The organism is Kluyvera huaxiensis (assembly GCF_040149365.1).
GTDB classification, from domain to species: Bacteria; Pseudomonadota; Gammaproteobacteria; order Enterobacterales; family Enterobacteriaceae; genus Kluyvera; species Kluyvera intermedia_A.
Map to the genome: position 1 here is coordinate 54,814 of NZ_JBEFLV010000002.1, position 19,991 is coordinate 74,804.

A 19,991-nucleotide genomic window follows, 5' to 3' on the forward strand; every position below is an offset into this window, starting at 1 on the left:
AATATACTCGGTTGTAGGGCGGGCAAGCGCAGCGCCCCCGCCAAAAACCCGGCACGTGAGCTGCCTGATTGTCGGATGGCGGCTGCGCCTTATCCGACCTACGGGATATGCGCAGCGCCCCCGCCGAAACCGCCATCGGGCAATGCCTTAACGTCTGTCCAGCGAGATTTTCCCCGGCCCGACAATCGCCAGCAGCAGGAACCCGCCAGCGATACTGATGTTCTTATAGAAGTTAATCATATTCGGCATCACCGCATCGCCGGTCATATTCCAGAAATGGTGGCCAATGACCGCCGTCCCCAGCGTATAGAAGACAAAGATAACCGCCAATGGGCGCGTGAAGAAGCCCAGGATCACCAGAATAACGGCCGGCACCTCCATCAAAATAGCAATGATGGCGGCCAGTGACGGCATCGGCGCGCCGGATGAGGTCATGTATTGTACCGTACCGTCAAAGTTAAGCATTTTGGGATAGCCGGAGAGAATAAACAGCAGCACGATGGCGATACGGGCGATCAGCAGCAGTAGATCGCGTGAAGCGCCAAAGTCGAGATAGCGAAGACAGTTCATGGCAGTTCCTTTGTGTAAGTGCGTATGATTTAAACGTAATACACAATTTTGTGACCTGCCACACAGGAGCGTGAAATCAGTATTTTGGCTGACCGTAAACCTCGCCAGGTGAGAGCGGGTGTGACTTTGATACCCGGTTATATGTATTTTTTAAATACTAAATAAGGTGGTTTTTCGGGCGGATAACATGGTCGCGGTAAAGGCTTTGGGAAAAGGGCAAGCTTAAGCCCGTCTTTGAGGACTTTATCTAACAGGCTAAATGAGAGCTTGCGCGAACCAGCACGCTATTCACGCGGCTTTTAAAAATGGAGTGTACTTTGCGCAGCTGGCCTAACCGTCACTGGTTGTATCCTGAAACGCACAAGTAAAAGTGATGCTCATCACATTTATTCGGTAAGCGAGGTGAGTAATGCTCTTCAGAATGAGTGCTAAGTCAGTAGACTAAGGCCTCCAAAACGGGAGGAACCATGGTTTTGCACTCCACGCGCTGGCTGGCGCTCAGTTACTTCACCTATTTCTTTAGCTACGGTATTTTTCTACCTTTCTGGAGCGTCTGGCTCAAAGGGGCGGGACTGTCGCCCGAAACCATCGGTCTTTTGCTCGGCGCGGGTCTGGTGGCTCGTTTCCTGGGCAGCCTGCTGATTGCTCCGCGCGTCAGTGACCCGTCGCGTCTAATCAACGTTCTGCGTATTCTGGCCCTGATGACGCTGCTGTTTGCGTTGATGTTCTGGGCGGGTACCAACGTTGCCTGGCTGATGGTGGTGATGATCGGCTTTAACCTGTTCTTCTCGCCGCTGGTGCCGTTAACCGACGCGCTGGCCAATACCTGGCAAAAACAGATAACCATGGACTACGGGCGGGTACGCCTGTGGGGCTCTATTGCCTTTGTGATTGGCTCCGCGCTGACCGGCAAACTGGTGAGCCTATACGGTTATCAGGTCATTTTGTTGATGTTGAGCCTGGGTGTGGCGTCCATGCTGTTGGGTATGTTGCTAAAACCGTCGGTGATGCCGCTCGGCGAATCTCGTCATCAGGAGTCGGTCGGCTGGTCGGCCTGGCGTACGTTAGTCGCCCAAAACTGGCGATTCCTTGCCTGCGTCAGTCTGCTGCAAGGTGCGCACGCGGCCTATTACGGCTTTAGCGCGATCTACTGGGAAGGGGCGGGCTATTCGGCATCGGCCATTGGTTATTTATGGTCGTTAGGCGTGGTCGCGGAAGTGGTGACCTTTGCGTTGAGTAAAAAGGTCTTCCGTCGCTTTAGCGCCCGCGATCTGCTGTTGCTGTCGGCCATTTGCGGCGTGATTCGCTGGGGACTAATGGGCTGGACGACGAGCCTGCCGTGGCTGATTTTGATTCAAATCCTCCACTGCGGTACCTTCACCGTCTGCCACCTGGCGGCGATGCGCTACATTGCGGCGCGTCAGGGCGGTGAGGTTATTCGCCTACAGGCCATTTACTCAGCGGTGGCGATGGGCGGTAGCATTGCGGTGATGACCATGTTTGCCGGTTTCCTCTACCAGCACCTGCATCAGGGGCTGTTCTGGGTAATGGCTCTGGTGGCGCTACCGGCCTTGCTGTTACGGCCTAAAACCGTCGCGCGCTAAGTCTCGAGTATTTTACAGATGTGCTGCTGCTGATGCTCGCTGAGCGACTGCTCGGCGTGAATCAGCGGCGGTGAGAACAACGGCAGGACGATGGCGTAAGGCGAGATAACCAGGGTGCTGTCCTTCGGCGCACCTTCTTTCTGGAATATCGGTACCGCCAGATACTTCACATTGAGCGGCAGCAGGGTCAACTCGCGCAGCTGTTGCTCAATTTCCTGTTCCAGCGACGGATTATCACCGGTTAATAACACCACCTGTTTTTCGTGCAATTCGCTCTCCTGCATCAGCCCCGCGCCAAAAATCACCGCAATCAACGCCGCTTCATCATCGCTAAAACGCAGGGAATAGCGCGTTTCAAATTCCAGCAGTGCCACGCGAGTGGTGCGGATCAGCCGAGGATAAAGGCGGTGGATCTCTTCGGATAAATGGTTGTCGATACCGATCCCAAAGACGCAGCGGTTGAGCGCCTGCGCCAGATGAATATAAAGGTGATTGCTGACTCCGCTTTCGTCGGTAAAGCGGCAGCCGGCGACCTGCTGAAAATGGTCAACTAATCGGGTCACGGCGTGTTGTAACTGCTGGTCCTGTTCACGAGCATCATCATGCGGGTCAGGGATTTTGAGCAGCATAAACAGCAGTGCCAGAAAGTGCTGTTCGTGATGGTTAGGGATTTGGCGAACGCGTCTCTGCCAGTGGCGCACGATCTCCGCTGCCGTTTGAAATTCGACGGTCGCGCTGGCCCATGCGCCTTGTTGCGGATTGAAATACGGGCTTTCCCCTTGATGATGCTGTAATAAACAGTATTGCAAATAGAGGCGTAAAAACTGCCCATCGCGGGATTCAAACTGTCGCTGTAAACTGCGCCCGCAGCGATTGACCAGCGCCTGAAGATTGGTTTCATCATAAAGGTTGCGGGCGATTTTTAGCTGTTTAAGCTGCGTTTTAATCGCTGGCGTAAAATAGTGGGAGACGAAATGCGGACACAGGCGCAACGCGCGGCGCAGCCAGTACAGTAAGCACAGGCGCAGGTCGAGATTAGTGCCTTCAATCCGATAGCTGCCATCCGCCGAAGTGGCGATTGCCAGACGATGGTAACGCTCGATCTCCAGGCCGGCCTCAACGATATCTTGCCGGGCCGTTGAAACATCGACATTATTCACGTTGCCAATATATTCCGGCGTAATGACATGTCCTGGGAGATATAGCATCAGCAGCGCCTGGCAGCGGCGCTGCGGACTGGAAAGCACAGATGGCGGTTCAAGTACGGTCATCATCTGTTGGCATCCAGCAGCAGGTATTAGGAATAAGCGTAGACAAAAGATAAGGGCAGCTAATGGGCTTTCGCTTAGGAATGCTGGCGGCGGTCACAGAATTTTTCACTGAGGAACGGATGAAGAGAGTGAAACAATGCGTGGTTCTGGTGTTTCTTGCGGTTTTATCGTTAAGCGCCCGCGCGCACCCGCACAGTTTTATTACCATCACCAATCAGCTGGTGGTCAGTGACGGCCAGCTCACCGGCATGAAAATGCGCTGGACGATGGACGAACTGACGTCTGCCGATCTGCTCTACGACGCCGGAAATGCCAAACCGGGGGATGAAGTGTGGAAAAAACTGGCGGCGGAGGTGATGGCCAACGTGCTGGGGCAGCACTATTTTTCTGAATTCTGGCATAACGGCCAAAAGGTGAAGTTTGACAATTTGCCCACTGCCTACGGTCTGGCGCGTCAGGGGCATCAGGCGGTGTTGACCTTTACGCTACCGCTGGCCAAACCCCAACCTCTGGCCGGGCAGACCTATACCTTCTCCACTTTCGACCCGACCTATTATGTCGACATGAGTTATGAAAAAGACGGCGATGTTGCCTTTGCGCCTGACTATAAAGGTGCGTGCAAAGTGAGCGTGCATACGCCAAAACCCAATGACGACATGCTCTCGTACGCCCAGTCGCTTGATAAAGAGGATGCGCCGGCAGAGGACATGGAGCTCGGTAAACAGTTTGCCCAGAAGGTGACCGTCCAATGTCCGTGATCTCCGTTAACCGCCGTCCCACGCGCCGCTGGCTACAGCTATGGCCCTTGTTGATTTTCACCGTCGCGGCCATCGCCGGGTTGCTATGGCTGTGGCAGGTCTGGCCGCAGGTCATGCTAAAAAGCGTTATCTGGCAGCGCGAAGTGAATCAGCAGATGAGCAGCCTGCTGAAGTCGGTGGCGGCTAATCCCGCTCAGGCGGGTGGAACGTTGCTGCTGTTTAGCTTTGTCTATGGCGTGCTGCATGCGTTAGGGCCGGGGCACGGCAAAGTGGTGATCACCACCTGGCTTGCCACGCATCCATCCAAACTGAAGTCGAGTATTGGCCTGACCCTTGCCGCTTCTTTATTACAGGGACTGGTGGCTATTGCTCTGGTGGTGGTGGTGCTAAGCATTCTGCAATTGCCGGCGCGCCAGCTGCATCTCAGCAGCTTCTGGTTGGAAAAAGGCAGCTACGCGCTGGTGGGGGGGCTGGGTCTGCTACTGAGCTGGCGGGCGCTGAAAAAGCTGCGCGCGCTGCTGCGAAAACCGAAATTCACCGCTTTTACGCCGCATCATGTTCACCATGACGGTTGTGGCTGCGGTCATCAGCATATGCCTGATCCCGAAAGGCTTGCGCGCGACGATGACTGGCGTACTCGGCTGGTGATCATTCTCTCAATGGGAATGCGCCCGTGTTCCGGGGCCATTATGGTGCTGCTGTTCAGTAAAGTGATTGGCGTTTTCGCCTGGGGAATGGCATCGGCGCTGGCGATGGCGGCGGGCACATCCTTGACGATTACCTCGTTGGCGCTGCTGGTGCATGCGTTTCGCTCGCTGGCGGTTAAACTCAGCGGCAATAAAACGCCAGCGCTGTGGCGGCAGGTGGGCTGGAGCACGCTGGCATTAGCCGGCGGTATCATTCTGGTCGTTGCGGCAGTAGTGATGTGGGGTAGTGCGGTGCCGGTCGGGCGTGGGCTGCGTCCCTTTTAAAAAAAAGGCCGGATAGAGGCTAACGCCATATCCGACCTTTAATCTTGTTATCCCGGTAAGCATCGCGCTACCGGGAAATCACTTAGCGCTTCAGCGCTTCGCTCAGTTCGTCACGCATGTTCGCCAGCATGGATTTCACAACGCGCGGATTACCTGCAACGATGTTGCCGGTCATCATGTAGTTGTGGCCGCCGGTGAAGTCGCACACCAGTGCGCCTGCTTCACGAGCGATCAGTTCGCCAGCGGCGAAGTCCCATGGCTTCAGGCCGATTTCGAAGTAGCCGTCAACGCGTGCTGCGGCAACGTAGGCCAGATCCAGCGCAGCGGAACCGGAACGACGGAAGTCCGCGCATTTGGTAAACATGTTGCCGAGGATTTTCATATAAGCCGGAGCGTGCTGCTTGGCTTTGAACGGGAAGCCGGTAGCAATGATAGTACCGTCCAGATCGCGAGCGATGCTGCCGCGCAGACGGTAGCCGTTGAGCTGTGCGCCCTGGCCACGGGTAGCGGTGAACAGTTCGTTACGCATTGGATCGTAAACAACGGCGACTTCAGTACGGCCTTTGATGCGTACTGCGATGGATACCGCGAAGTGCGGCAGACGTTTGATAAAGTTGGTGGTGCCATCCAGTGGATCGATAACCCATTGAACATCCAGATCTTCGCCAACATGTTCACCGCTTTCTTCGGTGATAATGGTGTGTTGCGGGTAAGATTTGCGGATCGTTTCGATAATAATCGCTTCGGCGGCTTTATCGACGTTAGTCACGAAATCGTTACTGCCTTTCTGGCTCGTTTCAACTGAGTCAGGCGTTTCATAGTGTTTGGCAATTACATTACCCGCCTTGCGCGCTGCGCGCACGGCGATGGTCAGCATCGGATGCATCGGTCTCTCTCACTGGATGTTAAAGAACGGGAAAACGGCGCAGAGTATAGCAGCGAGAACAGAACATGTCTTCGTTTTATGATAATATGGCTGAATAATCTTTAGACGAAGAATGACAATGCTGCAAAATATCCGAATCGTACTGGTCGAAACATCCCACACCGGCAACATGGGCTCCGTGGCCCGCGCTATGAAAACCATGGGCTTAACTAATCTGTGGCTGGTTAACCCGCTGGTCAAACCGGACTCACAGGCCATCGCCCTCGCGGCAGGGGCCAGCGATGTCATCGGTAACGCCCAGATCGTCGATACTCTTGACGAAGCGTTGGCCGGATGCAGCCTGGTGGTTGGCACCAGCGCACGTTCCCGCACGCTGCCGTGGCCGATGCTTGATCCGCGTGAATGCGGCCTGAAAAGCGTCGCGGAAGGCGCACACGCGCCGGTTGCGCTGGTGTTTGGTCGTGAACGCGTCGGCCTGACCAACGACGAATTGCAGAAGTGCCACTATCACGTGGCGATTGCCGCGAATCCAGAGTACAGCTCGCTGAACCTGGCGATGGCGGTGCAGGTCATTGCATATGAAGTGCGTATGGCCTGGCTGGCAGCGCAGGAAAACGATGCCCCGGTCGTTGAACAGGATGAAACCCCTTATCCGCTAGTTGATGACCTGGAACGTTTTTACGGCCATCTGGAGCAGACGCTGCTGTCTACCGGCTTTATCCGTGAAAACCATCCGGGGCAGGTGATGAATAAGCTGCGCCGCATGTTCACCCGCGCGCGTCCGGAAAGCCAGGAGCTGAACATCCTGCGCGGTATTCTGGCGTCGATTGAGCAGCAGAATAAAGGTAAGTAGCCGCGTTAGTGTCGGATGGCGCTTTGCTTATCCGACCTACGGGGCGCGTGATTTATGCCCCGTCCAGACAGAACGCCGCCGGGAACGGCTCGTTGCTATTACCGCACGGAACGCCAAATACCTGACTAATTTACTCAAGTAAATAGTTGACTGTTTTAGTCGGGAATGTCAGACTTGGCCCTGCTATGCAATACCCCCATTATATTATTAAAAACCCCGGGCAGGGGCGAGTTTTGAGGTTAAGTAAGACATGAGACTGACATCTAAAGGGCGTTATGCCGTGACCGCGATGCTGGACGTTGCACTCAACTCCGAATCGGGCCCGGTACCGTTGGCCGATATTTCTGAACGTCAGGGAATCTCACTCTCCTATCTGGAGCAGCTGTTTTCCCGTCTGCGTAAAAATGGATTAGTGTCCAGCGTTCGCGGACCAGGCGGCGGTTATCTGCTGGGGAAAGAAGCTATCCACATCGCAGTGGGTGAAGTGATTAGCGCAGTGGACGAGTCCGTTGACGCGACCCGCTGTCAGGGTAAAGGCGGCTGCCAGGGCGGCGATAAATGTTTGACCCACGCACTGTGGCGCGATCTGAGCGACCGTCTGACCGGTTTCCTGAACAACATCACCCTGGGTGAACTGGTGAATAACCAGGAAGTTCTGGATGTGTCTGGCCGCCAGCATACGCATGACACCACCCGCAATAATCGCGTACAAGACGCAATCGACGTTAAGTTACGTGCATAATCAACCGCTCCTGCCGTGTGCCACCAGGGCACATCCGGCAGGCCTGGTTAAATAAAAAAGAGATTTCAGAGTCAGGCCGGGACTTTGGTCCCGTCAACACGGTCGTACATCCAGCCGGTTGCCTGATTCCTTGCATTGAGTGATGTACGGAGTTAAAGAGCAATGAAATTACCGATCTATCTCGACTACTCCGCAACCACGCCGGTGGACCCGCGTGTTGCCGAGAAAATGATGCAGTGTCTGACCCTGGACGGAAACTTTGGTAACCCCGCTTCCCGTTCACACCGTTTCGGCTGGCATGCTGAAGAGGCGGTAGATATCGCCCGTAACCAGATTGCCGAGCTCGTTGGTGCAGACCCGCGCGAAATCGTATTTACTTCCGGTGCGACTGAATCCGACAACCTGGCGATTAAAGGTGCTGCCAACTTTTATCAGAAAAAAGGCAAGCACATCATCACCAGCAAAACCGAACATAAAGCCGTGCTCGACACCTGTCGTCAGCTCGAGCGTGAAGGTTTTGAAATTACCTATCTGGCGCCACAGCGCAACGGGATTATCGACCTGAAAGAACTCGAAGCGGCGATGCGTGATGACACCATCCTCGTTTCTATCATGCACGTGAACAACGAAATCGGCGTGGTGCAGGATATCGCGACTATCGGCGAAATGTGCCGTGCGCGCGGCATCATCTATCACGTTGATGCGACTCAGAGCGTGGGCAAACTGCCAATCGACCTGAGCCAGCTGAAAGTTGACCTGATGTCCTTCTCCGGTCACAAAATTTACGGTCCAAAAGGTATCGGCGCGCTGTATGTTCGTCGTAAACCACGTATCCGTATCGAAGCGCAGATGCACGGCGGCGGTCACGAGCGCGGCATGCGTTCCGGTACTCTGCCTGTCCACCAGATCGTCGGTATGGGTGAAGCTTACCGTATCGCCAAAGAAGAGATGGAAACCGAGATGGCGCGCCTGCGCGGTCTGCGTAACCGTCTGTGGAACGGCGTGAAAGATATGGAAGAGGTGTACCTCAACGGTGACCTCGAGCAGGGCGCACCAAACATCCTCAACGTCAGCTTCAACTTTGTTGAAGGCGAGTCGCTGATCATGGCGCTGAAAGATCTGGCCGTCTCTTCCGGTTCTGCCTGTACTTCCGCAAGCCTTGAGCCATCCTACGTGCTGCGCGCGCTGGGCATGACTGACGAGCTGGCGCATAGCTCCATTCGTTTCTCTTTAGGTCGTTTCACTACCGAAGAAGAGATTGACTACGCCATCAATCTGGTTCGCAACTCCATTGGCCGTCTGCGCGACCTTTCTCCACTGTGGGAAATGTTCAAGCAGGGCGTGGATCTGAACAGCATTGAATGGTCACATCATTAATCGGTAGATAAGGAGAATTCATCATGGCTTACAGCGAAAAAGTAATCGATCACTACGAGAACCCACGTAACGTCGGTTCTTTCGACAACAGCGACGATAGCGTCGGCAGCGGCATGGTCGGTGCACCGGCCTGCGGCGACGTGATGAAGTTGCAGATTAAAGTCAACAATGAAGGTATCATTGAAGACGCGCGTTTCAAGACCTACGGCTGCGGTTCCGCCATTGCCTCCAGCTCCCTGGTGACCGAATGGGTCAAAGGGAAATCTCTGGACGAAGCACAGGCGATTAAAAACACCGATATCGCAGACGAACTTGAACTGCCACCAGTGAAAATTCACTGTTCTATTCTGGCAGAAGACGCGATTAAAGCCGCCATTGCGGACTACAAAAGCAAACGTGAAGCAAAATAATTAAGAGTTGAGGTTATTATGTCGATTTCCTTAAGCGACAGTGCAGCAGAGCGAGTCAATACCTTCCTGTCAAACCGCGGTAAAGGGTTTGGCCTGCGTCTGGGCGTCAGAACGTCCGGCTGTTCAGGTATGGCCTATGTACTGGAATTTGTTGACGAGCCGGCGGCAGAAGATACCGTATTCGAAGACAAAGGCGTGAAGGTTGTCATCGACGGTAAAAGCCTGCAATTTCTTGACGGTACGCAGCTGGACTTCGTGAAAGAAGGTCTGAACGAAGGGTTTAAATTCACCAACCCTAACGTGAAAGACGAGTGCGGCTGCGGCGAAAGCTTCCACGTCTAATGTTGAGTCCTGCCAACCCCACTCATGGTTTCATTGCTGTGCGTGGGGTTTGTTTTAAATAGTTAACCCTGAGATCGTCATGGATTACTTTACTCTCTTTGGATTGCCAGTCGGTTATCACGTAGACACTCAGGCCCTTGCGGCACGTTTCCAGGACCTGCAGCGTCAGAATCATCCCGATCGTTTTGCCAGCGCCAGCGACGCCGAACAGCTTGTAGCGGTTCAGCGCTCCGCCAACATTAATCAGGCATGGCAAACTCTGCGTCACCCGCTGACGCGCGCGGAATATCTGCTCTCCCTGCACGGTTTTGACCTCTCATCCGAACAGCACACCGTACGCGACACCGCGTTCCTGATGGAACAGCTGGAGTTGCGCGAAGAGCTTGATGAGATTGAACAGGCAAAAGACGCTGACCGCCTTGAAAACCTGCAAAAACGCATTAAAACAATGTATACCCAACGCCAGCAGCAGATGGTGGCGGAATTAGACGCTAAGACGTGGGACGCGGCGGCGGATACCGTGCGTAAACTGCGTTTTCTCGATAAACTCCAAAGCAGCGCTGAATTACTCGAAGAAAAGCTGCTCGATTTCTGATTTTGGAAGCATAACATGGCCTTATTACAAATTAGTGAGCCGGGGCTGAGTGCTGCACCGCACCAGCGTCGTCTGGCGGTGGGCATTGACTTAGGCACCACCAATTCTTTGGTTGCGACCGTACGTAGCGGCCAGGCTGAGACGCTGGCTGACAGCCAGGGACGTCACCTGCTGCCATCCGTCGTTCATTACCAGGCGCAGGGCCACGTTGTCGGCTATGACGCGCGTACCAACGCTGCGCAGGATCCGGCCAACACCATCAGTTCCGTGAAGCGCATGATGGGCCGCTCGCTGGCGGACATCCAAACGCGTTATCCACATCTGCCGTACCAGTTCCAGGCCAGTGAAAATGGCCTGCCGATGCTGGTCACAGAGGCTGGTGTACTGAACCCGATTCGCGTTTCCGCAGACATTCTGAAAGCGCTGGCCGCCCGTGCCAGCGAATCACTTGCCGGTGAACTGGACGGGGTAGTCATCACCGTTCCGGCCTATTTTGATGATGCTCAGCGTCAGGGCACCAAGGACGCCGCGCGTCTGGCGGGCCTGCACGTCCTGCGTCTGCTCAATGAACCAACAGCCGCAGCGATTGCCTACGGCCTCGATTCCGGTCAGGAAGGCGTGATTGCCGTGTATGACCTGGGCGGCGGGACTTTTGATATCTCGATTCTGCGTCTGAGCCGCGGCGTGTTTGAAGTGCTGGCGACCGGCGGTGATTCCGCGCTGGGCGGCGATGACTTCGACCACCTGCTGGCTGACCATATCCGCGAACAGGCGGGCATTGCCGATCGCAGCGACAACCGCGTACAGCGTGAGCTGCTCGATGCCGCTATCGCGGCCAAAATCGCGCTGAGCGATGCCGACCGCGTTGCCGTTGACGTTGCCGGCTGGCAAGGTGAAGTCACCCGCGAACAGTTTAATGAGCTCATTTCTGCGCTGGTGAAGCGCACTCTGCTGGCCTGCCGCCGTGCGCTGAAAGATGCGGGCGTGGAAGCTGATGAAGTGCTGGAAGTGGTGATGGTCGGTGGTTCTACCCGTGTTCCGCTGGTGCGTGAGCGCGTGGGTGAATTCTTTGGCCGTACACCGCTGACCTCCATCGACCCGGACAAAGTGGTTGCTATTGGCGCCGCCGTCCAGGCCGATATTCTGGTGGGCAATAAGCCAGATAGCGAAATGCTGCTGCTTGATGTTATCCCGCTGTCGCTGGGCCTCGAAACCATGGGTGGCCTGGTAGAGAAAGTGATCCCGCGTAACACCACCATCCCGGTGGCGCGTGCGCAGGAGTTCACCACCTTTAAAGATGGCCAGACCGCGATGTCTATCCACGTCATGCAGGGTGAACGCGAACTGGTGCAGGACTGCCGTTCGCTGGCACGCTTTGCGCTGCGCGGTATTCCGGCATTACCGGCGGGCGGTGCGCATATTCGCGTCACCTTCCAGGTCGATGCTGACGGTCTGTTGAGCGTCACGGCGATGGAGAAATCCACCGGCGTTGAGTCCTCTATCCAGGTGAAACCGTCCTACGGTCTGACCGATGGCGAAATCGCCACCATGATTAAAGATTCCATGAGCTACGCCGAGCAGGACGTGAAAGCACGCATGCTGGCGGAGCAGAAAGTGGAAGCGGCGCGTGTGCTGGAAAGCCTGCACGGTGCGCTCGCTGCTGATGCCGCGCTGCTAAGCGCCGCAGAGCGTCAGGAAATTGACCGCGTTGCTGCCGAACTGAGTGCGGCAGCCGAGGGCGATGATACTGACGCCATAGAACAAGCCATTAAAAACGTTGACAAACAAACCCAGGAATTCGCCGCTCGTCGTATGGACCAATCCGTCCGTATGGCGCTGAAAGGCCAATCCGTGGACGAGGTTTAATATGCCAAAGATTGTGATTTTGCCTCATCAGGACCTGTGTCCGGATGGCGCGGTTCTGGAAGCTGAAAGCGGTGAAACCATTCTCAACGTTGCTCTGCGTAACGGTATTGAGATTGAACACGCCTGTGAAAAATCCTGTGCGTGCACCACCTGCCACTGCATCGTTCGCGAAGGTTTTGACTCGCTGGCGGAAAGTACGGAAGACGAAGACGACATGCTGGATAAAGCGTGGGGTCTGGAGCCGGATAGCCGTTTAAGCTGTCAGGCGCGCGTTGCCGACGAAGATCTGGTGGTCGAAATTCCGCGTTACACAATTAACCACGCGCGCGAGCACTAACAGGGGATAGTATGGGACTGAAGTGGACTGACAGCCGCGAAATCGGCGAAGCGCTGTACGATGCCTTCCCGGATACCGATCCGAAGACCGTACGTTTCACCGACCTGCACCAATGGATTTGCGACCTCGAAGATTTTGATGATGACCCTCAGGCATCAAATGAAAAAATTCTTGAGGCAATTCTGTTAGTCTGGTTGGATGAAGCAGACTAATTTCGCCTCAAGATTCTCGCTGCCCTCCGCGGATTTTCCGCCAGCCTGCGGCGTGAATCATTGAGTGAATAAATCTTAACGGGCTGCCATTCGGCGGCCCGTTTGCTAATAAGGATAAATATAATGACAGAAGCGATGAAAATTACCCTGTCTACCCAGCCAGCCGACGCGCGCTGGGGTGACAAAGCGACTTATAGCATTAATGATGACGGCATCTCCCTGCACCTCACCGGCCGCGATGATGCTGGCCTGATTCAGCGCGCAGCGCGCAAAATTGACGGTATGGGCATCAAGCACGTTTCCCTGACCGGTGAAGGTTGGGACGTTGAACGCGCCTGGGCTTTCTGGTCTGGTTACAAAGGGCCAAAAGGCAGCCGCCAGATCGAGTGGCCTGAACTGGATGATGCGCAGAAGGCTGAACTGAATAACCGTCTGACCTATATCGATTGGGTTCGCGACACCATCAACGCCCCGGCGGAAGAACTGGGTCCTGAGCAACTGGCGCAGCGTGCGGTGGATCTGCTGTGCGGCGTGGCGTGCGACCACGTTTCCTACCGCATTACCAAAGGCGACGATCTGCGTGAGCAGAACTATATGGGGCTGCACACCGTGGGTCGTGGCTCGGATCGCCCGCCGGTTCTGCTGACCCTGGACTACAACCCAACCGGTGATAAAGAAGCGCCGGTCTATGCCTGCCTGGTGGGCAAAGGCATTACTTTCGATTCCGGCGGCTACAGCATCAAGCAGAGCGCCTTTATGGATTCGATGAAGTCCGATATGGGCGGCGCGGCGACCGTAACCGGCGCGCTGGCATTGGCTATCACTCGTGGCCTTAACAAGCGCGTGAAGCTGTTCTTGCTCTGTGCGGACAACCTGATCAGCGGCAATGCCTTTAAGCTCGGCGATATCATTCACTATCGTAACGGTAAAAACGTCGAAGTGATGAACACCGACGCTGAAGGCCGTCTGGTGCTGGCCGATGGTCTGATTGACGCTAGCGCGCAGAAACCTGAGCTGATTATCGATGCGGCGACCCTGACCGGGGCGGCAAAAACTGCGCTGGGTAACGATTACCACGCGCTGTTCAGCTTCGATGACCAACTGGCGAACCGTCTGCTGGCAAGTGCACAGGCTGAGAACGAAGCCTTCTGGCGTCTGCCGCTGGCCGAGTTCCATCGCAATCAGCTGCCGTCTAACTTTGCCGAACTGAACAACACCGGTAGCGCCGCCTATCCGGCGGGTGCCAGCACCGCGGCGGGCTTCCTGTCCCACTTCGTGGAAAACTACCACAAGGGCTGGCTGCATATTGACTGCTCCGCAACCTACCGCAAATCTGCCGTTGAGCAGTGGTCGGCGGGCGCGACCGGGCTGGGCGTACGCACGATTGCCAATCTGTTGACCGCCGAATAATCTTTGCCCCTCACCCTAACCCTCTCCCCATAGGGGAGAGGGAACCGTTCGGCTCTCTCCCTTAATGCATGAGATGAGGTCAGGCGCCGGTTTTCTGCCTCGACTTGAGGGTTGAAGAGAAGTGCCGGTTTCCGCCCTCGCCCCTTTGGGGAGAGGGCCGGGGTGAGGGGAAATCATGCCATCTGGAACCACTATGTCCGAAACCAAAAACGAATTAGAAACCCTACTCGAGCAGGCGGCAACCGAGCCTGCGCACCGTCCGGCATTTTTCCGTACACTGCTGGAATCTACCGTCTGGGTACCGGGCACCGCCGCTGATGACCAGCAGGTTGTCGACGACAGCGCGCTTGAGCTGCAGCACTGGGAAAAAGATGACGGCACTTCGGTGATTCCCTTCTTTACCTCGCTTGAGGCCTTGCAGCAGGCGGTCACTACCGAACAGGCGTTTGTCGCCATGCCGGTGCGCACGCTATTTGAGATGACCCTCGGTGAGACGCTGTTCCTGAACGCGAAGCTGCCGACCGGGAAAGAATTTACCCCACGCGAAATCAGCCACCTGATTGGCGAAGAGGGCAACCCGCTCAGTACGCAGGAAGTGCTGGAAGGCGGCAGTGCGCTGCTGCTCTCCGAAGTGGCAGAACCACCGGCGCAAATGGTCGAATCGCTGACCACGCTGTTTAAAACCCTGAAAACGGTGAAGCGTGCATTCCTGTGCTCGATTAAAGAGCATGCCGATGAACAGCCAAACCTGCTGATCGGGATCGAAGCGGAAGGGGATATCGAAGAGATTATTCACGCCGCCGGAAGCGTGGCGACCGATACTTTGCCGGGCGATGAGCCGATTGATATCTGCCAGGTGGTCGAAGGCGAAAAGGGCATCAGCCACTTTATGCTGGCCCACATCACCCCGTTCTATGAAAAACGCTGGGGCAGTTTCCTGCGCGATTTCAAACAAAACCGCATCATCTAAACGGCGGTTCGCGCCGCTTATTGGCCAGACATCGGCCGATAGGCGGCAAATTATCCCGTCGCTTCCAGCAGCAGTAAATCCATCAATAAAACCAGATTCGACTCGAAAGAGGTGACGCCTGCGGCCTCGGCGGCGAAATGCACCGCTTCGTCGTAGAGCGCGAAATGAAGATCGGCCAGCCCGGCAAGGGAGTTCGCCGAGGCGCGGGTAAACGCGACCACCGTCATTCCGACGTTACGAGCGATACGCGCTTTGTCGAGCACCTGCTCGGTTTCCCCGCTGCGCGACACGGCGATAAACACCTGATAGCGCGCGGCGTTGCTGAGAAAAATATTGCGGCTATCGCCCGGCCCGGAAATAAACGCCGTCTTGCCCAGTACCTGCAGCTTTTTTGTCAGATACTCGGCGAACAGATAGGAAAACCCGGCGCCGTAGAGAAAGAAACGCTCCTGCTGGCGCAGCAGGCGGGTGAACTGCTGACGTTTATCCGCCGTGGCCCACTGGAAGGTGAGCTGGTAATTAGCCAAAAAGTGGTTGAATAGCGCCGAACTCTCGCCCGCGTTGTCCGGCTGCTGTATGGCAATGTGCGGCGTCTCCGCCAGTAGGCTTTTGCAATGCCAGATAAACTCGCTGTAGCCGCTAAAGCCCAGCTTCTGGCATAGCCGCATAATGGTTGCCGTGGAGACAAAGGTCGCCTGAGCCAGCTGGCGAACGGTGATTTTGCCCACCAGTAACGGATGTTCCGTCAGGTGAGCCAATACCCTGTACTCGGCACGGGTGAGCGATTCCCCGCGCGTCAGCAGCGTCGTCAGGCGATTATCCATCTACTGGGCTGGCTCGATTGGCAGGTCGGCCCGCGCGCCCCATTCACTCCATGAACCGTCGTACAGCGTCACGTCCGCGGCATCAAGAGTGGCCAGCGCCAGCGCGACGACCGCCGCCGTGACGCCGGAACCGCAGCTGACGATGATCGGTTTATGTAAATCAACGCCCTGGCGAGCAAAAATGGCTTCCAGCTCATCGGTGGTTTTCAGTTCGCCATCGATAACCAAATCGCCCCACGGCACATTGCGTGCGCCGGGAATATGCCCGCGACGCAGGCCCGGACGCGGTTCGTCGACCAGCGCGTTAAAACGCGGTGCCGGACGGGCATCCACGATTTGCGCGGTGCCTTCATGGCTGGCCAGCAGTACGTCGGTGAGCCGTTTGACGGCTTCTGGAGTAAATTCTGCTTCAAACTCACCTTCGGCTGCTTTCGCGTCACCTTGTTCCAGCAGCAGATCGTCGCGCTGCCAGCCGGCCAGACCGCCCGCCAGAATCGACACTCGCTGTGCGCCGAAGATGCGCAGCATCCACCACGCGCGCGGGGCGGAGAACAGATTGCCTTCATCAACGATAACCAGATGTTTATCGCGGCTGACGCCTAGCTCGCGCATGGCGACGGCAAATGCCTCCGGGCGCGGCAGCATGTGTGGCAGGGGAGAGGTGTGATCGGAGAGGGCTTCAATATCAAAAAAAACGGCGCCCGGCAGGTGCCCGGCGCGAAATTCTGCGTTGAGATCGCGGTGTTCCTGGCCCGGTGGCGCCATACGGGCGTCAATAATCTGCACTTCCGGGTCATCAACGTGCTCTGCCAGCCAGTCGGCGGCAACGAAAAACGAAGTGGTCATATTACCCTCCATTGATGAATTACAAAGGGATTGTCGGTGTTTTTCGTCACACCGACAAGTGACCAGCGGTTTATTAGCGCGTTGCTTCACCATTTTGCCAGGCGCGTTGCAAATGCGGCCAGTAATCCTGGTTGGCAGTAATCATCTCATCGAGAATGGCTTTGGCGTGAGCCATCGTAGGTACCGTCCGGTTGAGAGTAAAAGCCTGCAGCGCTTTTTCGTAGCTGCCTTCCAGCGTGGCTTCAACCAGCAGCTGCTCTGAGGCCAACTGTTGCATCAGCAGCGTTTGGTGGAACAGCGGCACTTTGCCCATTCGTACCGGTTCCGGGCCATTGGCGGTGATATAGGCGGGAACCTCAACCATCGCATCGTCTGGCAGATTGGCGATAGCGCCCTGGTTTTCAACAATCACCAGATGACGCTGACGCAGGTCGAACGCCAGCGAGCAGGCAACATCAACAATAAATGCGCCATGTACGCCGACGTGGAAAGCGTCGGGCAGAATGCCGGTTTTCTGGTATTCCACCGCCGCAGCAAACAGCTTTTTCTCACGCCCGTCCATCACTTCGTTGGCGCGGGTATAGTCCGGGTTTTGATGCTCAACAATTTGATTGGGCATCAGGTAGTACTGCAGGTACGGGTTAGGCAGATACTCCGGGAAGCACTCCATCATCGGCTGAATGTTACGCCAGGTTTTCACCCACGATGGGTCAGCATGCTGCGGGTCGGTTTGCGCGGCGTCTTCCGTCAGCAGGCCGAATTTCGCCACGTGGCGGCGCAGTTCCGGCATTTTGTCCTCGCCGTCAACGCGCACCTGGGTAAACCAACCGAAGTGGTTGAGGCCGAAATAGTCGACGTCGAGTTTATGGCGATCAACGCCGAGGATGGCGCCCATATTACGCATCGCCGCTACCGGCATATCGCAGATGTTCAGCACGCGCGCTTGCGGACGCAGGCGGCGGATCCCTTCCGCCACGATCGCGGCTGGATTGGAGTAGTTGACGATCCACGCTTTTGGATCGGCGTAGCGCTCCACCAGATCGATAAGCTCAGCCATCGGCAGGATCGTGCGTAAGCCGTAGGCCAACCCGCCGGGGCCGCAGGTCTCCTGGCCAACCACGCCGTGGCGCAGCGGAATTTTTTCGTCCTGCTCGCGCATTTTGTACTGCCCAACGCGCATTTGTGCAAAGACGAAATGGGCGCCGCTGAACGCCGTCTCCGGGCAGGTGGTGACGGTAAATTTGATGCTCTGGCTGTGGTCGCGAATCACTTTTTCCACCACCGGGGCAATGGTGTTCTGGCGAGCTTCGTCAATATCGTAGAGACGGATTTCTGCCAGTGGAAAGTCTTCAAGCCGCACCATCAGGCTTTTCACGATACCGGGGGTGTAGGTGCTGCCGCCGCCGGCGATCGCGAGGATAAATGGGGATTTCAACATGGTATAGCCTCCTTCAGAGAACCGCTTCAACGGCTTCTCGCATTTTTTTGACATGCAGCCCGTAGACCACCTGAACGTTATTACCCTGCTTGATGATGCCTTTGGCACCGGTCGCTTTAAGCTGTGGTTCGTTAATCTGTGCCACGTCCTTCACCGTGACGCGCAGGCGGGTGTAGCAATTGTCCACGACCTCAATATTGTCGCGACCGCCTAACCCTTCGATGATGCTGGCTCCCAGCCCGTCGTTATTGCCCTTCGCCTGATACTCCTGCTTGCTGTAGAGCTTCGTCTGCTGGTCGTCCTCTTCGCGGCCCGGCGTGTTCATGTCAAAGCGCAGGATCAGGAAGCGGAAGATAACGAAGTACAGCGCGAACATGATGAGCCCGACCACGATGTACATCGGCCAGTTGGATTTGGCGGTGCCCAGCGGCAGGTTGTAGAGAATAAAATCGATAATGCCGTTGGCACCGATGGCGTGGACGCCGAACAGCGAGAACAGCATCATGCCGATACCGGTCAGCACCGCGTGCACCACAAACAGCAGCGGGGCGACGAACAGGAAGGAAAACTCGATAGGTTCGGTAACGCCGACCAGCATTGAAGTCAGCGCCGCCGGGATAAGAATGGCTTTTGCCGCCGCTTTGCGTTCCGGTTTGGCGGTGACGTACATCGCCAGCGCGGCCGCAGGCAGGCCGAACATTTTACTGATGCCGCGCGCGTCCCATACCACCGTGCTGCTTAATTGGGTCACATCCGGGCAGGCCATCTCGGCGAAATAGATATTACGCGCGCCCTGGTACATCGTACCGCACACCTCTTGCGTCCCACCCAGCTCGGTATACAGGAACGGGGTATAGACCAGATGATGTAGTCCGGTGGGTACCAGAATACGTTCCAGGAAACCGTAAATGGCGACGCCGAAGGGGCCTGAGCCTTTAATCGCCAGCGCCAGCGCGCTGATGCCGTGCTGCGCCCACGGCCACAGTTCGCTCATGACTACGCCGAGCACAATCGCCACCGGCAGGATAATTATGGTGACAAAGCAGTGGCCGGAGTAAATCGCCATCGCGCCGGAGAACTGCACCCCGGAGTAGCGGTTATACAGATAGCCGGTGAGCGCGCCGGTCAGGATCCCTGCAAAGACGCCCATCTCCAGCACCTGCACGCCCAGCACCATGCTTTGCCCTGCCGTGCGCATTTGATCCGCCGGGGCCAGTTCACCTTGCAGCTGAAGCGTGACGTTCATGGCGTTGATAAACACGATAAAGGTCACCAGCCCCAGCAGAGCGGCGTAACCTTTGTCACGAGCGGCAAGGCCGATAGGGATACCGACGGCGAAGATCATCGCCAGGTTGACCAGCAGCGACACCGCCGATTTGGCAATCAGCTGCCCGAGGTTTTGCACCGCCGGATAGCCCAGCACGTGAATATATTCGGCCAGGCTGCCGTTACCCAGCACGTTACCAAAAGCGATAAACAGGCCGACGATAGGCAGGATCAGCACCGGTCCGTAAAGCGACTTGCCAAAATTTTGTAGGGCATTAACGGCTCTTTTCATTCTGTTCTCCAAATTTTGAACCGCATCGATAAGAGGATAAGACCCGCTGACGGTAGCAGCACTCCGCTAAGTTAATCTAGCTATCTTATTGTTTTAAAAACAAAGTACGCTCAACGTCACATGTTACGTTATGACCTGTGATCGCAGTAAC

General features: G+C 56.0%; 21 protein-coding genes. 14 read left to right on the plus strand and 7 right to left on the minus strand.

Features of this window, described 5'->3' with window-relative positions:
• Positions 1-147 precede the first annotated feature (147 nt).
• On the minus strand, positions 148-570 hold the full coding sequence (locus ABOC97_RS02415; RefSeq protein WP_234502413.1) for a DoxX family protein: 423 nt from the start codon (positions 568-570) through the stop codon (positions 148-150).
• 467 nt (positions 571-1,037) lie between these two features.
• Here ABOC97_RS02415 and ABOC97_RS02420 point away from each other — a divergent pair, with 467 nt between their 5' ends.
• Entirely contained in the window at positions 1,038-2,174 is a 1,137-nt protein-coding gene (locus ABOC97_RS02420) for a 3-phenylpropionate MFS transporter (RefSeq protein WP_349593660.1), read from the plus strand.
• On the opposite strand, the gene csiE is transcribed toward ABOC97_RS02420, so the two are convergent.
• Positions 2,171-3,448: a stationary phase inducible protein CsiE gene (gene csiE / locus ABOC97_RS02425; RefSeq protein WP_349593663.1), complete on the minus strand. Its 1,278-nt coding sequence runs from the start codon at positions 3,446-3,448 to the stop codon at positions 2,171-2,173. The two genes, ABOC97_RS02420 and csiE, sit on opposite strands and share 4 nt — an antisense overlap.
• A gap of 116 nt (positions 3,449-3,564) precedes the next feature.
• Between csiE and ABOC97_RS02430 the strand changes: the two genes are divergently transcribed.
• Together ABOC97_RS02430 and ABOC97_RS02435 are read left to right on the plus strand one after the other, a co-directional pair.
• Positions 3,565-4,203, plus strand: coding sequence for a DUF1007 family protein (locus ABOC97_RS02430; RefSeq protein ID WP_349593664.1), 639 nt, complete (start codon positions 3,565-3,567; stop codon positions 4,201-4,203).
• Entirely contained in the window at positions 4,194-5,174 is a 981-nt protein-coding gene (locus ABOC97_RS02435; protein ID WP_349593667.1) for a nickel/cobalt transporter, read from the plus strand. Before ABOC97_RS02430 ends, ABOC97_RS02435 begins: the two co-directional genes overlap by 10 nt.
• An 82-nt stretch (positions 5,175-5,256) precedes the next feature.
• Here the strand turns inward: ABOC97_RS02435 and suhB are convergent, their stop codons facing one another.
• Positions 5,257-6,060 (minus strand): inositol-1-monophosphatase, encoded by an 804-nt coding sequence (gene suhB / locus ABOC97_RS02440; RefSeq protein ID WP_349593669.1) that lies wholly within the window; start codon positions 6,058-6,060, stop codon positions 5,257-5,259.
• 118 nt (positions 6,061-6,178) lie between these two features.
• Here suhB and trmJ point away from each other — a divergent pair, with 118 nt between their 5' ends.
• From trmJ to sseB, 11 genes are all read left to right on the plus strand, one after another.
• Positions 6,179-6,913, plus strand: a complete 735-nt coding sequence (gene trmJ, locus ABOC97_RS02445) for a tRNA (cytosine(32)/uridine(32)-2'-O)-methyltransferase TrmJ (RefSeq protein ID WP_234502404.1) — start codon at positions 6,179-6,181, stop codon at positions 6,911-6,913.
• 250 nt (positions 6,914-7,163) lie between these two features.
• Positions 7,164-7,655, plus strand: a complete 492-nt coding sequence (gene iscR, locus ABOC97_RS02450; RefSeq protein ID WP_234502403.1) for a Fe-S cluster assembly transcriptional regulator IscR — start codon at positions 7,164-7,166, stop codon at positions 7,653-7,655.
• Between the two features lie 162 nt (positions 7,656-7,817).
• Positions 7,818-9,032 (plus strand): cysteine desulfurase, encoded by a 1,215-nt coding sequence (iscS, locus tag ABOC97_RS02455; protein ID WP_052282276.1) that lies wholly within the window; start codon positions 7,818-7,820, stop codon positions 9,030-9,032.
• Between the two features lie 23 nt (positions 9,033-9,055).
• Complete coding sequence (gene iscU, locus ABOC97_RS02460) at positions 9,056-9,442, plus strand: Fe-S cluster assembly scaffold IscU (protein ID WP_004866383.1); 387 nt, start codon at positions 9,056-9,058, stop codon at positions 9,440-9,442.
• Between the two features lie 18 nt (positions 9,443-9,460).
• A complete protein-coding gene (iscA, locus tag ABOC97_RS02465; RefSeq protein ID WP_234502402.1) occupies positions 9,461-9,784 on the plus strand; it encodes an iron-sulfur cluster assembly protein IscA in 324 nt (107 codons plus the stop codon).
• 79 nt (positions 9,785-9,863) lie between these two features.
• Positions 9,864-10,379 (plus strand): co-chaperone HscB, encoded by a 516-nt coding sequence (gene hscB / locus ABOC97_RS02470; RefSeq protein WP_349593676.1) that lies wholly within the window; start codon positions 9,864-9,866, stop codon positions 10,377-10,379.
• 15 nt (positions 10,380-10,394) lie between these two features.
• Entirely contained in the window at positions 10,395-12,245 is a 1,851-nt protein-coding gene (gene hscA, locus ABOC97_RS02475) for a Fe-S protein assembly chaperone HscA (protein ID WP_349593679.1), read from the plus strand.
• Position 12,246: 1 nt separating this feature from the next.
• Positions 12,247-12,582, plus strand: a complete 336-nt coding sequence (fdx, locus tag ABOC97_RS02480; protein ID WP_052282280.1) for an ISC system 2Fe-2S type ferredoxin — start codon at positions 12,247-12,249, stop codon at positions 12,580-12,582.
• A gap of 11 nt (positions 12,583-12,593) precedes the next feature.
• Positions 12,594-12,794, plus strand: a complete 201-nt coding sequence (gene iscX, locus ABOC97_RS02485; protein ID WP_052282281.1) for a Fe-S cluster assembly protein IscX — start codon at positions 12,594-12,596, stop codon at positions 12,792-12,794.
• Positions 12,795-12,917: 123 nt separating this feature from the next.
• Positions 12,918-14,204, plus strand: coding sequence for an aminopeptidase PepB (pepB, locus tag ABOC97_RS02490; protein WP_349593682.1), 1,287 nt, complete (start codon positions 12,918-12,920; stop codon positions 14,202-14,204).
• A 193-nt stretch (positions 14,205-14,397) separates the two neighbouring features.
• Positions 14,398-15,174: an enhanced serine sensitivity protein SseB gene (gene sseB, locus ABOC97_RS02495; RefSeq protein ID WP_052282283.1), complete on the plus strand. Its 777-nt coding sequence runs from the start codon at positions 14,398-14,400 to the stop codon at positions 15,172-15,174.
• A 50-nt stretch (positions 15,175-15,224) separates the two neighbouring features.
• Here the strand turns inward: sseB and ABOC97_RS02500 are convergent, their stop codons facing one another.
• From ABOC97_RS02500 to ABOC97_RS02515, 4 genes are all read right to left on the minus strand, one after another.
• Positions 15,225-15,998 carry a MurR/RpiR family transcriptional regulator gene (locus tag ABOC97_RS02500; protein ID WP_349593686.1) on the minus strand — a complete coding sequence of 258 codons (774 nt, stop codon included), beginning with the start codon at positions 15,996-15,998 and terminating at the stop codon, positions 15,225-15,227.
• Positions 15,999-16,844: a 3-mercaptopyruvate sulfurtransferase gene (gene sseA, locus ABOC97_RS02505; RefSeq protein WP_349593689.1), complete on the minus strand. Its 846-nt coding sequence runs from the start codon at positions 16,842-16,844 to the stop codon at positions 15,999-16,001.
• Positions 16,845-16,917: 73 nt separating this feature from the next.
• A complete protein-coding gene (locus tag ABOC97_RS02510; RefSeq protein WP_349593692.1) occupies positions 16,918-18,282 on the minus strand; it encodes a 6-phospho-alpha-glucosidase in 1,365 nt (454 codons plus the stop codon).
• 13 nt (positions 18,283-18,295) lie between these two features.
• Positions 18,296-19,840 (minus strand): PTS transporter subunit EIIC, encoded by a 1,545-nt coding sequence (locus ABOC97_RS02515; RefSeq protein WP_349593694.1) that lies wholly within the window; start codon positions 19,838-19,840, stop codon positions 18,296-18,298.
• Positions 19,841-19,991 lie beyond the last annotated feature (151 nt).

What these genes read in the sequence shown, in the direction of transcription:
- ABOC97_RS02415 (WP_234502413.1), bottom strand. Translation starts at nt 570, where the DNA reads ATGAACTGTCTTCGCTATCTCGACTTTGGCGCTTCACGCGATCTACTG.
- ABOC97_RS02420 (WP_349593660.1), top strand. Translation starts at nt 1,038, where the DNA reads ATGGTTTTGCACTCCACGCGCTGGCTGGCGCTCAGTTACTTCACCTAT.
- csiE (WP_349593663.1), bottom strand. Translation starts at nt 3,448, where the DNA reads ATGATGACCGTACTTGAACCGCCATCTGTGCTTTCCAGTCCGCAGCGC.
- ABOC97_RS02430 (WP_349593664.1), top strand. Translation starts at nt 3,565, where the DNA reads ATGAAGAGAGTGAAACAATGCGTGGTTCTGGTGTTTCTTGCGGTTTTA.
- ABOC97_RS02435 (WP_349593667.1), top strand. Translation starts at nt 4,194, where the DNA reads ATGTCCGTGATCTCCGTTAACCGCCGTCCCACGCGCCGCTGGCTACAG.
- suhB (WP_349593669.1), bottom strand. Translation starts at nt 6,060, where the DNA reads ATGCATCCGATGCTGACCATCGCCGTGCGCGCAGCGCGCAAGGCGGGT.
- trmJ (WP_234502404.1), top strand. Translation starts at nt 6,179, where the DNA reads ATGCTGCAAAATATCCGAATCGTACTGGTCGAAACATCCCACACCGGC.
- iscR (WP_234502403.1), top strand. Translation starts at nt 7,164, where the DNA reads ATGAGACTGACATCTAAAGGGCGTTATGCCGTGACCGCGATGCTGGAC.
- iscS (WP_052282276.1), top strand. Translation starts at nt 7,818, where the DNA reads ATGAAATTACCGATCTATCTCGACTACTCCGCAACCACGCCGGTGGAC.
- iscU (WP_004866383.1), top strand. Translation starts at nt 9,056, where the DNA reads ATGGCTTACAGCGAAAAAGTAATCGATCACTACGAGAACCCACGTAAC.
- iscA (WP_234502402.1), top strand. Translation starts at nt 9,461, where the DNA reads ATGTCGATTTCCTTAAGCGACAGTGCAGCAGAGCGAGTCAATACCTTC.
- hscB (WP_349593676.1), top strand. Translation starts at nt 9,864, where the DNA reads ATGGATTACTTTACTCTCTTTGGATTGCCAGTCGGTTATCACGTAGAC.
- hscA (WP_349593679.1), top strand. Translation starts at nt 10,395, where the DNA reads ATGGCCTTATTACAAATTAGTGAGCCGGGGCTGAGTGCTGCACCGCAC.
- fdx (WP_052282280.1), top strand. Translation starts at nt 12,247, where the DNA reads ATGCCAAAGATTGTGATTTTGCCTCATCAGGACCTGTGTCCGGATGGC.
- iscX (WP_052282281.1), top strand. Translation starts at nt 12,594, where the DNA reads ATGGGACTGAAGTGGACTGACAGCCGCGAAATCGGCGAAGCGCTGTAC.
- pepB (WP_349593682.1), top strand. Translation starts at nt 12,918, where the DNA reads ATGACAGAAGCGATGAAAATTACCCTGTCTACCCAGCCAGCCGACGCG.
- sseB (WP_052282283.1), top strand. Translation starts at nt 14,398, where the DNA reads ATGTCCGAAACCAAAAACGAATTAGAAACCCTACTCGAGCAGGCGGCA.
- ABOC97_RS02500 (WP_349593686.1), bottom strand. Translation starts at nt 15,998, where the DNA reads ATGGATAATCGCCTGACGACGCTGCTGACGCGCGGGGAATCGCTCACC.
- sseA (WP_349593689.1), bottom strand. Translation starts at nt 16,844, where the DNA reads ATGACCACTTCGTTTTTCGTTGCCGCCGACTGGCTGGCAGAGCACGTT.
- ABOC97_RS02510 (WP_349593692.1), bottom strand. Translation starts at nt 18,282, where the DNA reads ATGTTGAAATCCCCATTTATCCTCGCGATCGCCGGCGGCGGCAGCACC.
- ABOC97_RS02515 (WP_349593694.1), bottom strand. Translation starts at nt 19,840, where the DNA reads ATGAAAAGAGCCGTTAATGCCCTACAAAATTTTGGCAAGTCGCTTTAC.